General features: G+C 29.8%; 15 protein-coding genes and 1 rRNA gene. 11 read left to right on the plus strand and 5 right to left on the minus strand.

Going from position 1 to position 13,518, the window contains the following annotated elements; genetic code table 11:
* The first annotated feature begins 3 nt into the window (after window positions 1-3).
* The 6 genes from rrf to K292_RS0111180 all read left to right on the plus strand — a co-directional run bounded on the left by rrf (window position 4) and on the right by K292_RS0111180 (window position 4,623).
* Window positions 4-120 (plus strand): 5S ribosomal RNA (gene rrf / locus K292_RS0111145).
* Window positions 121-497: 377 nt separating this feature from the next.
* Complete coding sequence (locus K292_RS19340) at window positions 498-1,217, plus strand: lytic transglycosylase domain-containing protein (protein WP_084145982.1); 720 nt, start codon at window positions 498-500, stop codon at window positions 1,215-1,217.
* 217 nt (window positions 1,218-1,434) lie between these two features.
* Window positions 1,435-2,061, plus strand: coding sequence for a dTMP kinase (gene tmk, locus K292_RS0111165; RefSeq protein WP_027399894.1), 627 nt, complete (start codon window positions 1,435-1,437; stop codon window positions 2,059-2,061).
* 32 nt (window positions 2,062-2,093) lie between these two features.
* On the plus strand, window positions 2,094-2,972 hold the full coding sequence (locus K292_RS17995) for a hypothetical protein (RefSeq protein ID WP_051280678.1): 879 nt from the start codon (window positions 2,094-2,096) through the stop codon (window positions 2,970-2,972).
* A 5-nt stretch (window positions 2,973-2,977) separates the two neighbouring features.
* Window positions 2,978-3,892 (plus strand): PSP1 domain-containing protein, encoded by a 915-nt coding sequence (locus tag K292_RS0111175; protein WP_027399895.1) that lies wholly within the window; start codon window positions 2,978-2,980, stop codon window positions 3,890-3,892.
* 2 nt (window positions 3,893-3,894) lie between these two features.
* The gene (locus K292_RS0111180) at window positions 3,895-4,623 is read left to right on the plus strand and encodes a tRNA1(Val) (adenine(37)-N6)-methyltransferase (protein WP_027399896.1); all 729 of its coding nucleotides are present in this window, start codon (window positions 3,895-3,897) and stop codon (window positions 4,621-4,623) included.
* A 131-nt stretch (window positions 4,624-4,754) separates the two neighbouring features.
* Here K292_RS0111180 and K292_RS0111185 read toward each other — a convergent pair whose 3' ends face one another.
* On the minus strand, window positions 4,755-4,997 hold the full coding sequence (locus K292_RS0111185) for an AbrB/MazE/SpoVT family DNA-binding domain-containing protein (RefSeq protein WP_027399897.1): 243 nt from the start codon (window positions 4,995-4,997) through the stop codon (window positions 4,755-4,757).
* A gap of 115 nt (window positions 4,998-5,112) precedes the next feature.
* Window positions 5,113-5,445 (minus strand): hypothetical protein, encoded by a 333-nt coding sequence (locus K292_RS0111190; protein ID WP_027399898.1) that lies wholly within the window; start codon window positions 5,443-5,445, stop codon window positions 5,113-5,115.
* A gap of 151 nt (window positions 5,446-5,596) precedes the next feature.
* Here K292_RS0111190 and K292_RS0111195 point away from each other — a divergent pair, with 151 nt between their 5' ends.
* The 3 genes from K292_RS0111195 (at window position 5,597) to murA (ending at window position 8,424) form a co-directional block, all read left to right on the plus strand.
* A complete protein-coding gene (locus K292_RS0111195; protein ID WP_051280680.1) occupies window positions 5,597-6,184 on the plus strand; it encodes a nucleoside recognition domain-containing protein in 588 nt (195 codons plus the stop codon).
* Complete coding sequence (locus K292_RS0111200; RefSeq protein ID WP_027399900.1) at window positions 6,169-6,696, plus strand: spore maturation protein; 528 nt, start codon at window positions 6,169-6,171, stop codon at window positions 6,694-6,696. Before K292_RS0111195 ends, K292_RS0111200 begins: the two co-directional genes overlap by 16 nt.
* 465 nt (window positions 6,697-7,161) lie before the next feature.
* Window positions 7,162-8,424, plus strand: coding sequence for a UDP-N-acetylglucosamine 1-carboxyvinyltransferase (murA, locus tag K292_RS0111205; protein WP_027399901.1), 1,263 nt, complete (start codon window positions 7,162-7,164; stop codon window positions 8,422-8,424).
* A gap of 71 nt (window positions 8,425-8,495) precedes the next feature.
* Here the strand turns inward: murA and spoIID are convergent, their stop codons facing one another.
* From spoIID to purR, 3 genes are all read right to left on the minus strand, one after another.
* Window positions 8,496-9,503 carry a stage II sporulation protein D gene (spoIID, locus tag K292_RS0111210; RefSeq protein WP_037373105.1) on the minus strand — a complete coding sequence of 336 codons (1,008 nt, stop codon included), beginning with the start codon at window positions 9,501-9,503 and terminating at the stop codon, window positions 8,496-8,498.
* A gap of 188 nt (window positions 9,504-9,691) precedes the next feature.
* A complete protein-coding gene (gene spoVG / locus K292_RS0111215; protein WP_027399903.1) occupies window positions 9,692-9,982 on the minus strand; it encodes a septation regulator SpoVG in 291 nt (96 codons plus the stop codon).
* An 85-nt stretch (window positions 9,983-10,067) separates the two neighbouring features.
* On the minus strand, window positions 10,068-10,892 hold the full coding sequence (purR, locus tag K292_RS0111220; protein WP_156900533.1) for a pur operon repressor: 825 nt from the start codon (window positions 10,890-10,892) through the stop codon (window positions 10,068-10,070).
* A 285-nt stretch (window positions 10,893-11,177) separates the two neighbouring features.
* On the opposite strand from purR, the gene murC reads away from it, so the two are divergent.
* Together murC and K292_RS16970 are read left to right on the plus strand one after the other, a co-directional pair.
* Complete coding sequence (gene murC / locus K292_RS0111225; RefSeq protein ID WP_051280682.1) at window positions 11,178-12,569, plus strand: UDP-N-acetylmuramate--L-alanine ligase; 1,392 nt, start codon at window positions 11,178-11,180, stop codon at window positions 12,567-12,569.
* A 233-nt stretch (window positions 12,570-12,802) separates the two neighbouring features.
* Window positions 12,803-13,504 carry a hypothetical protein gene (locus tag K292_RS16970; RefSeq protein WP_051280684.1) on the plus strand — a complete coding sequence of 234 codons (702 nt, stop codon included), beginning with the start codon at window positions 12,803-12,805 and terminating at the stop codon, window positions 13,502-13,504.
* Window positions 13,505-13,518 lie beyond the last annotated feature (14 nt).

The following is a 13,518-nucleotide window of genomic DNA, read 5'->3' on the forward strand; positions in this document are numbered from 1 at the left end:
AGATCTGGTAATAATAGCGATGAGGTCACACCTGTTCCCATCTCGAACACAGTAGTTAAGCTCATTAGCGCTGATGATACTTGGCGGGAAGCTGCCTGGGAAAGTAGGACGTTGCCAGTTTTACAAAAAAAGAAGCTATATATATAGCTTCTTTTTTAATGTAAAACTGTATATATTATTTATAGTTTGTACTGGTACCTATTTTTGTAATAAATATAAATATAATTATAATAAACATAAGAAATGTTTTATAGAAATTTTAATTTGGTAGTCTTAAAAAGAACACATTACTCTGGTAGTGTGTTTTTTTTATAAGATATTTTTTAAGAAATAAAAGAATTTATGTCAAAAAATTACTAGGCTTGATAGAAATTAGATAAAGATAATTTATATGCTTTAGATAAACAAATTTGTTGCAAGTTGGGTGCTAGGTAATTATAATTAAATTAGTGCATTATAGATTTATTAATTATTAAAGATATTAAGAGGATATATTTATGAGTATAAATTTTGAAAATATAAATAATAGCGATATTAAAGAACTTAGCAGTAGGTTAAATGTGGACAAGCAAAATGACATAAGAACTAACTTTTTAAATTATTATAATCAAAGTATCAATAGTTTAAATGAATCTAAAGATATTCAGAATGTGAAATATGAAGAATATTTTCAAAAAGCATCAAAGCAATATGGTGTTTCTTCTTCCTTATTAAAAGCGATAGCAAAAGCTGAATCTGGATATAATACAAATGCAGTTTCAAGTTGTGGTGCACAGGGAGTTATGCAGCTTATGCCAAGCACTGCTAAAGCACTTGGCGTAATAAATGCTTTTGACCCTGAACAAAATATAATGGGTGGTGCTAAGTATATAAGTCAAATGTTATCTCGATATAATGGTGATGTTAAATTAGCTTTGGCTGCATATAATGCTGGCCCTGGTAATGTACAGAAGTATGGCGGCGTTCCACCGTTTAAAGAAACTCAGAATTATATAAGTAAAGTTTTAGGTTATATTGGTAATAGCTCTCAAAGCATTATTAACTCTGGGTTAGAAAGTACTTTAGGAAGTACAAGTACTTTAAGTGCATATGATTCAGAAAAAACTTATGATGATATAATTCAAAGTGATTATATTGCATCAGTATTTTTATTACAGCTTTTACAAATGCAAAATAATTCATCAAGTAATATAGGAAGATTGGATATTGATGTTTAATACTAGTTGTTATATAATTATTTATTTTGTTGTAAATTGTATTTTACAATACGCTTTTCTGAGTGTAAAATTAGCTTATTTCGGAGGTAGCTTATGATAGTTTTAAAAATAATATTTTTAGTGCTGCTATGTGTTCCGTTATTATATTTAGGAGCTTTATTATTTGGGAAGCTTTTTAATGAGTATGTGAAGTAATCAAATTAGGAGAGAGAATACTATGGGAAAAGGTTTGTTTATTACTTTTGAGGGGCCTGATGGATCAGGAAAGACAACACAAATAAAAATCTTAAAATCTTACCTTAATGATAAAGGTTATGATGCTTTACTTACAAGAGAACCCGGAGGGACAAATATCAGCGAAAAGATTAGAAATATAATATTAGATAAAAATAATACTGAAATGGATTATATGACGGAAGCACTATTATATGCAGCTTCTAGAGCTCAGCATGTTGCTCAGGTTATTAGACCGGCTTTAATTGAAGGCAGAACTGTTATTTGTGATAGATTTATTGACTCAAGTATAGTTTATCAGGGATTTGGAAGAAAATTAGGAGATAGTGTTAAAACTATTAATGATTTTGCTGTAAGAGGATGCTATCCTGATATAACATTTTTACTTAAAATAGACCCCTCTGTAGGTAAAAATAGAATTAATCCTGAAGAGCAGGACAGACTGGAAATGGAAAATATTGATTATCATAATAAAGTGTATAAAGCTTATATGCAGTTAGAAAAACTTTTCCCAGATAGGATTATAGGTGTAGATGCAAGCAAGAATGTTGAAGAAATAAGTATAGAAATAAAAGCACATATTGATAAATATATAAAAATGAAAAAATAAATACAAGGTAATTGTAATCGTATGGGGGAATTATGTCGCTGCAGGATGTTGAAATTAATGAGAAAATTATAAAAAGAATAAAAAAGTCCATAGAAAAGGGTAATATTTCTCATGCGTATATTTTTGAAAGTGATTTAAACGTAAATAAAAAATTGATAGCTGAGAATTTTGTTAAGGCGATTCTTTGCGAAAATAAGGAATTTAGTAGTAAAGGTAATAGCTGTAATATATGTTCATCTTGTAAAAAAATTGAACATGGTAATTATGAGGATTTAATTTATATTAATAAAGAAGGTAATAGCATAAAAGATGAAGTTATTGAAGAATTACAAGTTGAAATAAAGAAAAAACCATACGTAGGTTTACGGAAAGTAATTATTATTCAAGATGCAGATACAATGACTGTAAGAGCACAAAATAGACTTTTAAAAACATTAGAAGAACCGGCATTAGGTACTATTATAATATTATTATCTGAAAATGTAGAAAATCTTACACAGACTATTCGTTCTAGATGTATTATATTCAGGTTGAATCCCAATGGCATAAATAAATTTGAATCCTTTTTTTTAATTGCAAAAGAAATAGAATCTATGATTATCCAAGGAAAAACATTTTATGAAATTTCTAAGGTATTGGAAAAAGAAATATCTTCAAAGGAAGAAGCATATCTCTTTTTAGATGCTTTGGAAAATTGGTATAGAGATATAGGGATATATGAGTATGATAATTATGGGGAACTTATTTTAAACCAAGATTTTTTGGGTGAGATAGAGAAAAAAAGTAAGTTGTATAAGAAAGCTCAAATTTATGAAGCTATTGACTGTATTGAAGAAGCGAGAAATAATCTAAATAGAAATATAAATATTAGTTATACCTTGAAAAAAATGATATTAAAAATCGGAGGATAAAATATATGGTAAAAGTAGCGGGTATTAGATTCAAAAAAGCCGGAAAAATATATTATTTTGATCCTGACAATCTTGAAGTAGAAAAAGGATCGGAAGTTATTGTGGAAACCGCCAGAGGTATGGAATTTGGTACTGTAACTTCAAATATTAAAGAAGTTGAGGAAAAAGATATTGTAGCCCCTCTTAAAAAAATTATAAGAATTGCAGATGAAGACGATAAAGCACAGCATCTTGAAAATATTCAAAAAAAAGAGCGTGCTTTAAGCTTATGCCAAGAAAAAATAGAAAAACATAAATTAGTAATGAAACTAATAGATGTTGAGTATACCTTTGATAACAGTAAAATAATATTTTATTTTACTGCTGATGGAAGGGTAGATTTTAGAGAACTTGTAAAGGATTTAGCAAGCGTATTTAAGATGAGAATAGAGCTTCGTCAAATTGGAGTAAGAGATGAAGCAAAGATGATGGGAGGAATAGGAACTTGCGGGAAATCATTGTGTTGTCATTCATGGCTTCCTGAGTTTGAGCCTGTTTCCATAAAAATGGCTAAGGTGCAAAATCTTTCTTTAAATCCAACCAAAATATCTGGTATCTGTGGAAGACTAATGTGTTGCTTAAAATATGAAAATGATATATATGATGAGTTAAGAAAAGGTATGCCGGATATAGGCGAAAGGATAGAAACAGCAGATGGAACTGGAATTGTGGTTGATTCCAATATCTTAGAGAATAAAATAAAAGTAAGACTTGTCATCGAAGAAAAAACGGAAAATAGACCTGAGAAGCTTGGTGCAGATTTTCATATCTATAGAAAAGAAGAAATTAAAAGAATAGCTACTAAGGAAAAGAAAGAAGATGCACTTGAGGATATAGATGAAGAACTATTAGATGAAATAAAAGATTTACTCAAGGAGTAAAAATGAATAATATTATTTATGAAAATGAGCGAATAGATGAAATTGGTTTTAAAAATTTAAAACTAATTCAAAATCCTGATGAATTTTGCTATGGAATAGATGCGGTTATTTTAGCAGACTTTGCTAAAGTGAAAAGTAAAGGAAAAGTTATTGACTTAGGAACGGGGACAGGTATTATACCGATTATTTTAAGTCATAAGACTTTAGCTAAAGAAATTTGGGGAATAGAAATTCAAAAAACTTCATATGAAAGAGCTCTTCGCAATTTAAAGCTTAATAATTTGGAAGATAGAATAAAAATCATAAATAAAGATGTAAAAGAGCTTTCTGATTTAGGGAAATTTGATGTAGTTGTAACTAATCCCCCTTATATGAAAAGTTATGGAGGACTAAAAAATAAAAATATATCAAAAAGTATTGCCAGACACGAGAGTACGGCAAGTCTTAATGACTTTATAAAAATAGCAAGTAATATTCTAAAAGATAAAGGGGATTTTTATATGGTGCATAGACCAAATAGGCTGGTAGATATTTGCTATGCATGCAGACAATCTAATTTAGAGCCAAAAGAATTAAGATTAGTAAGCCCTAATAAAAATATGGGACCTAATATTATATTGATCCATTGTGTAAAATACGGAAAAGCAGAATTGAAATTTTTGGATCCACTATATGTATATGAAGAGAACGGAAATTACACATCAGAGATTATAAATATATATGAAAGATAAAATAACAGTAAATATAAAAAACCTGCTTTTTTAAGCAGGTTTTATTATTATTGTGCAGAAAATATTGTCAATTGATTAACAAAGTTTTATAAAAAATAAGACTTAAATATAATCACTTTATAAAGACTCTTTTATAAATCTTGTATTTCACTGATACATTTAGAGCATACATTTTTATCATGAATTCTCTTAACATCTTTAGCGTTACCACAAAAAATGCAAGCAGGCTCATATTTTTTTAAAAGAATATAATCACCATCAACATAAATTTCGATTGGATCTTTGATTTCAATATTTAAAGTTCTTCTAAGTTCAATTGGAAGTACTATACGGCCTAATTCATCAACTTTTCTTACAATTCCTGTTGCTTTCATCTTTTTCCCCTTTCATCATCTTGGCTTATATAGGTTTCAAGAACCTCTTTATTTAGCCGATTTAGTAGTTTACAATAATTAACTTGCCTAATTTTAACATTATAGAAAAAAATAGTCAATCCCTATCCTTTGTTTTTTTTATTAAATTTTTAAGAGATGCTAACGCGTTTATTATTGAAGTTAATGCATTTATAACACTTTGATTTCCCTTAATAATATTTGAAATACTGCCAATTGAGTTTGTTAAATCACCTAACATTTTTTGAGCTTCATTAGTACTGTCAACTGCTATTTTTGAAATGACATTTACATCTTCTAAAATTTTATTCATTGTTTTTACTGTGGGAATTAAGTTTCTTACTAAGGTTATGCAATAAAAAATCAATATTAAGAGTCCAATTCCAATTAAAATTAAACCTGCATCTCCAAGAGTTATAGTAGTATTCATATATCTATTCTCCTCTTCGTTTAATTTTTTCCTTTGTGACTAGGAAATACTTATTATCTATTATCCCCTACAAGTTGGAAAAATTCAACATTTTTTTTTAAAATTTGAATATGAATAGTAGTACGTAAAATTGAGAGGTGATTAATAATTGATGAACTATATATGGGCAGGAATGATAGCTTTTGGTGTATTCTTTGCCGTTATAAACCAAAAGCTTGGTGAATTTACAGATGGATTAATGTCAAGCTGTACAGATGCTGTATATTTTGTAATTGGTCTTACCGGAATTATGGCAGTATGGTCAGGAATTATGAATATAGCAAAGCAAACAGGGCTTATTGATTTGGTAGCAAAAAAAGTAATGCCACTTATGAAATGCTTATTTCCTGATTATTTAAAAAAAGATACTATTGCGATGATGTTAATGAGTTTTGCAGCAAACTTATTTGGGGCAGGAAACAGTGCTACTGTATTTGCGATAAAATCTATGGAAATGCTAGATGAAGAAAATGGAAAGAATAAAAGAGCAAGTAATGCTATGTGTATGTTTATCGCAGTAAATATGTCAATGGTACAGCTTGTACCTATTACTGTGATTAAGATAAGAAGTGATGCGGGTTCTGTAAATTCAGGAAGTATTATAATCCCTGCAATTATAACAGGTTTCGCAGGTATGATTGCATCTATTTTAGTTTGTAAATACTATGAAAGGAAGGATAGAAGATGCAGGGTTTCTTAAGCGGTCTTTCTCTTTTCTTTATTCCCGGAATACTAACCTTTATAATTGGTTACGGAGTTTTCAAGAAAGCACCTATTTATGATTACTTTATCGAGGGAACTAAAGATGGAATAAAAACAGCAGTAGATATAATGCCTTTTATTATTGCTATTTTTATTGGTATTGAAGCCCTGGTTGTATCAGGTGCCATGACTTTTTTTCAAAATTTACTGGCTCCAGGTTTTAAATTTGTAGGTGTACCAGAAGAATTAATATCGTTAATTTTACTTAGACCAGTATCAGGTAGTGGATCATTAGTATTGGTAGAAAGAATTATGAGTGATTATGGAGCAGATACGTTTATAGGAAGAGCCGCATCAGTTATGGTTGGAAGTTGTGAAACAATTTTTTATGTATTAGCTATTTATTTTGGAGTAACTGCAGTTAAACATATGAGGCATGCACTTATTGCTGGAATAATAGGATATATTGTTACGATATTTGCTTCTCTTTTAGCTTGTATGTATATTTAAAATATTTGTGGTTAATAATTATAATGGAAGAGAAAAAGATTTTTATATATAATGTTTTTGTCCCCCTTTAGCATAAAAAAATCTTTTTCTCTATTTTTTATTATGTAGTTTTACCTTATGGAAAAGAAAGCACTTTAATAATTAGCAAAATTAATAACATTAAATTAAACTTCCAAAGTAAAAATAAAGATTTTTGTTTTTATATTTACACTTCTTAATTTATTATTGATTTAAAATATTGGTAGGATATAAAAAAGTACGTGAATAGAAAAGAGAATTTAAGTCGGTATATTGGTATTATATACCAATATAAGTCTTTGATTGTGTATTTTACATTTTTTTATCAAAATTATTTAGTAATTAAAAAGTTTTTTAATTGAAAATTTCGTTATAACTGTGTATACTATAGTTTGAATGTGATTTAGATAATAACAATTAATATATATTTTTTTATGGAGGAAAATGGTGGGAAAATTTATAGTTGAAAAGAGCGAACCGTTAAATGGTGTGGTTGAAATTAGTGGTTCGAAAAATGCGGTTTTGCCAATTATGGCAGCTGCTCTTTTAGCACATGGAAGTTGCGAAATTATGGAAGCACCAGTTCTTAGAGATGTTGATGTAATGTGTAAACTTCTTAGTAGTATTGGATCAAAAGTAAAAACGAAATATGAAAATAATAGTATAGAAATACTTACAGATAATGTAATAGCAGAAGAAGCTCCTTATGAGTTAGTAAAAAAAATGAGAGCATCTATTTTAGTAATGGGACCTCTTATTGCAAGAACCGGAAAAGCCAAGATTGCATTGCCTGGTGGTTGTGCAATAGGAGCAAGACCTATAGCTCTTCATTTAAAAGGGTTAAGAGCCTTGGGGGCTGAGGTAAAAGAAGGGCATGGGTATGTAGAAGCAAAGGCTGATAAATTAGTGGGCAGTAATATATATTTAGATTTCCCTAGTGTTGGGGCAACAGAAAATATTATGATGGCAGCTGTTTTAGCTGAAGGTGTAACCATATTAGAAAATGCAGCACAAGAACCTGAAATTGTAGATTTAGCAAACTTTTTAAATAAGATGGGTGCTAAAATTAAAGGTGCAGGTACTGATACTATTAAAATTGAGGGAGTATCAGAGCTTCATGGAACAAAACATACAGTAATTCCTGATAGAATTGAGACAGGAACCTTTATGGTTGCTGCTGCAATAACAAGGGGAAATATTTTAATAAAAAATGTAGTTTCCGATCATGTCAAACCAGTTATTGCAAAATTAAAAGAATGTGGTGTTAAAGTAGAAGATAGTGATGAAGGAATTCGTATAATAGGTAATATTCGTCCGTTGATTGCAACAGATATTAAAACATTACCATATCCTGGATTCCCAACAGATATGCAGTCCCAATTTATGTCATTACTTGCAACAGTAAAAGGATCCAGTGTAGTTATAGAAAATGTTTTTGAAAACAGATACATGCATATTGGCGAACTGAATCGTATGGGTGCAAATATTAAAATTGAAGGCAGAAGTGCCGTAATACAGGGAGAAAACATATTGCAAGGCACACAAGTAGTTTCAACAGATTTAAGAGCAGGAGCAGCATTGGTTTTAGCTGGACTTATTGCAGAGGGAACTACTGAGATTTCAGATATATATCATATCGAAAGAGGTTATTCTGATTTTGTAGAAAAATTTAGAAGCCTAGGCGCTAAAATTGTAAGAATTGAAGATTAAAAAAATAATAAAAGTGTCATTAGTTTAATAACTATAGACACTTTTATTAATTATTGAAGATGTATAAGATATTACTTTATGTCTACGCCGCTATAATAATGAGTTAAAATTTCTTTATAATCATAGCCTGATTTGGCCATGCCATTGGCACCCCATTGACTCATTCCGACTCCATGACCATATCCTGTGGTGGTGAAGACTATATTATTACTATCATATGAAATATTAAAGTTGGCTGAGGTTAAACCTAAAGTGTCTCGAATATTCCTACCTGTAAGAGTTACATTGCCTATTTGTATATCCGTTACTCTTCCACCTTCACTTCTGCTGATTATTGCTATTGTATTTTTATTTACAGTGCCAAAACTTTTATCTGAATAAGCTTTTTGAATTTTATTTTTAAAGTCGGAAAGTGTAAAAGACGTTACATCTGATTTATGAGAAGCTTCAGACTCATATGGGCTGTCTACACTGCGTAAATAGGGAACAGCAGATACGAAAACGTCTTCAGAATTTTCCGTACGTCCACCACTTGAGGAATGGAATAGAGGTTGTTCTACTAAATTTCCTTGATAATACATAACCTCACCACGTGTGCTTTCTACGGCTTTTTCAATACGAGGCCATCCGGTTTTCATCCATTCTTCGGATTTCAACTTTTTTAATTCTTTCAAATCTCTGTAAACTTGACAATGTGTATCATCACAAATCGGTGCACTGGGATGCTGCGCAGGGTTACCCGAATCACCTGAGCGCATTATTTTAGAAAGAGCATATGTACGTGCTGCAACAGCTTGAGCTTTTAGTGCTTCCATTTCAAAAGTTGAAGGCATTTCACCGGCCACAACTCCTTTTACATATTCTTCAAATTCAATTTTTTCGGTTTCACCGCTCAAATGACGATAAACTTTAATATATTTAGCTTCTGGAACTTTATTAATTTTTGTATCTTCTTTTCCTATCATTTGTTTGGGGTAAATTGAGATTATTCCAACTGGAATAACTACTAATAAGAAGATTACCATTAAGGTTATTGCAGCAATAGCTTTTAAAATAAATTTTTTATATTTATTGTGCATTTATTTTTTACCTCCATAGCATGTCTATAATAATATATGTCTAATAATTAAAAACATTACTAAAGAGATTATTAAATATAAAAATAAAAAGTTAGAGATATATTTCATAATAAAAAAGTATAGAATATAATTGTTGCAAATAAAAAACACCAATTTAAAATTGGTGTTTTTTCAATAAATATAAAATATTATTCTATTTCAGTAGAATCATCATCTACTTTTTCTTCAAGAATTTTTTCATATTCTGCGAAAATAGCATCCTTAATTTTATTTCTTGTTTCAGATACCAGTGGATGAGCAATATCTCTAAAATCGCCTTCGCCCATTTTCCTGCTTGGCATTGCAATGAATAAACCATTCTGTCCCTCAATAATTTTAATGTCATGAACTACAAATTCATCATCAAATGTAACAGATACTACAGCTTTCATTTTACCTTCATCGTTTATTTTACGTACTCTTACATCAGTTATATTCATACTGACACCATCCTTTCAGCCTAATCTAAATTTTATGTTTAGTTATACAACCATGTGTCATCATCATACAATACATAACAAAATTTTACAAGTCTTTTTTGCAAAATATCTGACAATTCGGAAAAACATCAATTGTTTTATCATCTTCATTTACTTCCCCAAGATAGATTAAAGGAGTATAATCTTTAACCTTTTTTTGTTTAGGTATAGTAGATGTAATCATAACTCCAATACCAGTTACTTCAATATCAAATTCTCCTAACATATCAGAAATACCTTTAACACTACCACCTGCCCGCATAAAATCATCAATAATAATAGCCTTTGAGCCGGTGGTTACCGCCCTCTTTGAAATAGACATTTTTTGTACTCTTTCTGATGATCCTGCAAAATAGTTTATACTTACAGTAGACCCTTCTGAGATTTTGCTTTCTCTTCTTAATACTACCAATGGGAGATTTAGCATTTGGGCTGTCATTAAAGCTACGGGAATACCTTTTGTTTCAATTGTAGCAATATAATCAGCACCGCTATCTTTAAATTTTTTTGCAAATATTTCTCCGGCTTTTTTTACTACATTAGAATCAAACATTATATCTGAAGTATAAAGAAAGCCTCCTCCTAAAATTCGGTTGCTTTCTTTTAATTTATTACATAAATAATTTAATAATTCCTCTGCATTTTTATCGGAAATGTATGGAACAAATTTTACTCCTCCGCCTACTCCTGCTGTGGTTTCTATTAATCCTAATTCCATAGTATTCATAATATTTTTTGCAGTTTGGATATCTTCACTAATGCTAGATTTTGCAGCATTAAAAATTTTACAGAAATATCCTAGTGAAAATGGTTTGTTGGGGCAGTCTGATAAAATTTTAATTATAGCACCAACTCTTTCAATCCTTTTCATTAGTAACATCCTCCATCTAAAACGAATATTAATATATTATAAAACATATTCTATTCGATTCTATTCGTTTTCTTTGTTTTTGTCAAATTTACATTAATTTTTTAATGATTTGTGATATAATTGAGCGATATCTAAATAATATTATAATTGTATTTTTATTAGCTTATTATACAGATAATACGTATGCAATTATTTATATTACAAATACTTATATTAATACAGTATTTTAACTCAATTATAATGAATTCACAAATTAAAAATTTTACATCACAATGGAGGATAATAATGCTCAATTTGTCAGATTTTAAACATATACATTGTATAGGAATAGGTGGTATAGGACTTAGCGCTATTGCTGAAATTTTCCTTTACAGAGGATACAAAGTATCAGGTTCTGATATGAAGGAAAGTGAAATTACAGATAAACTTATGAGAAAAGGTGCTCAAGTTTTTCTTGGGCACAGAGAAAAAAATATAGAAGGTACAGATTTGGTAATTTATTCATCAGCTGTATCTCAAGACAATCCGGAACTTAAAGGAGCTTTGGAAAAGGGAATTAAAGCAGTGTCAAGAGCAGAAGTATTAGGATCGTTGATGGATGAGTACAAAAGCAGCATTGCTGTTTCAGGTACCCATGGCAAGACCACAACAACTTCTATGATTTCATTGATTTTGGAAAATAGTCAAAAATCCCCTACTATTTTGGTAGGTGGAAACCTCTCTGAAATAAATGGAAATGTGAAAGTTGGCAGCAGTGATTATTTTGTTACAGAAGCATGTGAATACATGGATAGTTTTTTAAAGTTGAAACCTAATATTGAAATAATTTTAAATATTGATTCGGATCATTTAGACTATTTTAAAGATATAGAACATATAGTGAGCTCTTTTAGCAAATTTGCTAACTTAGTTCCAAAGGATGGTATGTTAATAGCTTATGATGCAAATCCATTTGTAAGTAGTATTATTGAAAATTTGAATAAAAATGTAATTACTTTCGGGTTTAATGAAAGATGTGATTATTATGCTACGGATATTAAATTTAATTCTCTTGGTTTACCTGAATTTAAAGTAAATAATAGGGGAAAAGAACTTTGTGAAATTCATCTTTCGGTTCCGGGAGAACATAATATCGCCAATGCAGTTGCAGCATTTTCTTGTTGTCATTATTTGGGAATAGATATTTCCAATATAGTATCTACATTAGAAAGTTATAATGGAACTCAAAGACGATTTGATGTAATCGGGGTTACAAAGGATAATATCAAAGTAGTAGATGATTATGCACATCATCCTACAGAAATAAAAGCAACTCTAAAAGCAGCTCAAAACATTCCACATAATAATTTATGGTGCTTGTTTCAACCACATACTTATACTAGAACACTAGCATTATTTGATGATTTTGCTGAATCATTTGAAGCGGCAGATAAAATTATAATGACAGAAATTTATGCAGCAAGAGAAAAAAATATTTATAAAATTAGTGCAAAAGAGTTAGTTAATGAAATAAAAAGAGTTTATCCTAAAAAAGAAGTTTATTTTTTCAGTGATTTCAATGAAATCGCTAACTTTGTTATAAATAATGCAGAAAATAATGACTTAGTAATTACTATGGGAGCAGGGGACATTTATAAAGTGGCTGAAATTATATTGGAAAAAGATAGGCATTCATAGCCTATTTTTTATGTTTATTTAAAAGAATTGTGTGAGACTAGCTTAAAATTTCATTTTAATTGTTTAAAGCGTAACATTTTTTTCTTAATTTATATACCTAAATGATATGATCAAAGATCTATTGATTGAATATTAAAACTTTGTTTAATAAAGAACAATTTTTAATAAAACCTTTTAGAAGCAAAAAAAAAATGATATACTTAACGTGTATGCAATGAATTGGAGGATACTATATGTCAAACGCATTAATAGAGTATGAAAAGCAAGAAAAAAAAAGATATGAAATTAATCTTGGACATCTAGAAAAAGGTGTTATATTTATAGATTTAAAATCTACTTATATTGATGAAAATGTAACTATTGGGGAAGGAACAAAAATTTATCCTGGTGTAATTATAGAAGGCAATACGACAATAGGCAAAGATTGTATTATTGGCTTTAATACTAGAATTGTTAATTCAGTTATTGAAAATAACACGGAAGTGCAAAGCTCAGTAATACTTGAAAGCAATATTGGAAACGATACACATATTGGACCATTTGCGTATATAAGACCAAATTGCAGCATTGGAGATAATGTAAAGGTCGGAGATTTTGTTGAAGTTAAAAATTCAAATATGGATAATGGTTCTAAAGCATCCCATTTGACTTATATAGGAGACTCAGATGTAGGGAAAAATGTCAATTTAGGATGTGGAGTAGTTTTTGTAAATTATGATGGTAAGAACAAGCATCGCTCAACTATTAAAGACGGTGCTTTTATAGGATGCAATACTAACTTAGTATCACCTGTAACTGTTAATGAGGGTGCGTATGTGGCAGCAGGAACTACAGTAACAATGGATGTGCCAAAGGGGGCATTATGTGTTGGAAGAGTAAAAAATAAGGTTCTCGAAGGATGGGTAGAGCGAAGAGGATTACTAAAGAAGAAATAATAAGACGTGTAAGA

The organism is Anaerovorax odorimutans DSM 5092, from assembly GCF_000426305.1.
GTDB classification, from domain to species: Bacteria; Bacillota; Clostridia; order Peptostreptococcales; family Anaerovoracaceae; genus Anaerovorax; species Anaerovorax odorimutans.

Bases quoted from the DNA above. Each gene is read 5' to 3' on its own strand.
- spoVG (WP_027399903.1), bottom strand. From the start codon at position 9,982: ATGAATATAACTGATGTAAGAGTACGTAAAATAAACGATGAAGGTAAA.
- K292_RS19340 (WP_084145982.1), top strand. From the start codon at position 498: ATGAGTATAAATTTTGAAAATATAAATAATAGCGATATTAAAGAACTT.
- K292_RS0111180 (WP_027399896.1), top strand. From the start codon at position 3,895: ATGAATAATATTATTTATGAAAATGAGCGAATAGATGAAATTGGTTTT.
- murC (WP_051280682.1), top strand. From the start codon at position 11,178: ATGCTCAATTTGTCAGATTTTAAACATATACATTGTATAGGAATAGGT.
- K292_RS16970 (WP_051280684.1), top strand. From the start codon at position 12,803: ATGTCAAACGCATTAATAGAGTATGAAAAGCAAGAAAAAAAAAGATAT.
- K292_RS0111195 (WP_051280680.1), top strand. From the start codon at position 5,597: ATGAACTATATATGGGCAGGAATGATAGCTTTTGGTGTATTCTTTGCC.
- K292_RS0111200 (WP_027399900.1), top strand. From the start codon at position 6,169: ATGCAGGGTTTCTTAAGCGGTCTTTCTCTTTTCTTTATTCCCGGAATA.
- K292_RS0111185 (WP_027399897.1), bottom strand. From the start codon at position 4,997: ATGAAAGCAACAGGAATTGTAAGAAAAGTTGATGAATTAGGCCGTATA.
- K292_RS17995 (WP_051280678.1), top strand. From the start codon at position 2,094: ATGTCGCTGCAGGATGTTGAAATTAATGAGAAAATTATAAAAAGAATA.
- tmk (WP_027399894.1), top strand. From the start codon at position 1,435: ATGGGAAAAGGTTTGTTTATTACTTTTGAGGGGCCTGATGGATCAGGA.
- K292_RS0111175 (WP_027399895.1), top strand. From the start codon at position 2,978: ATGGTAAAAGTAGCGGGTATTAGATTCAAAAAAGCCGGAAAAATATAT.
- purR (WP_156900533.1), bottom strand. From the start codon at position 10,892: ATGAAAAGGATTGAAAGAGTTGGTGCTATAATTAAAATTTTATCAGAC.
- spoIID (WP_037373105.1), bottom strand. From the start codon at position 9,503: ATGCACAATAAATATAAAAAATTTATTTTAAAAGCTATTGCTGCAATA.
- K292_RS0111190 (WP_027399898.1), bottom strand. From the start codon at position 5,445: ATGAATACTACTATAACTCTTGGAGATGCAGGTTTAATTTTAATTGGA.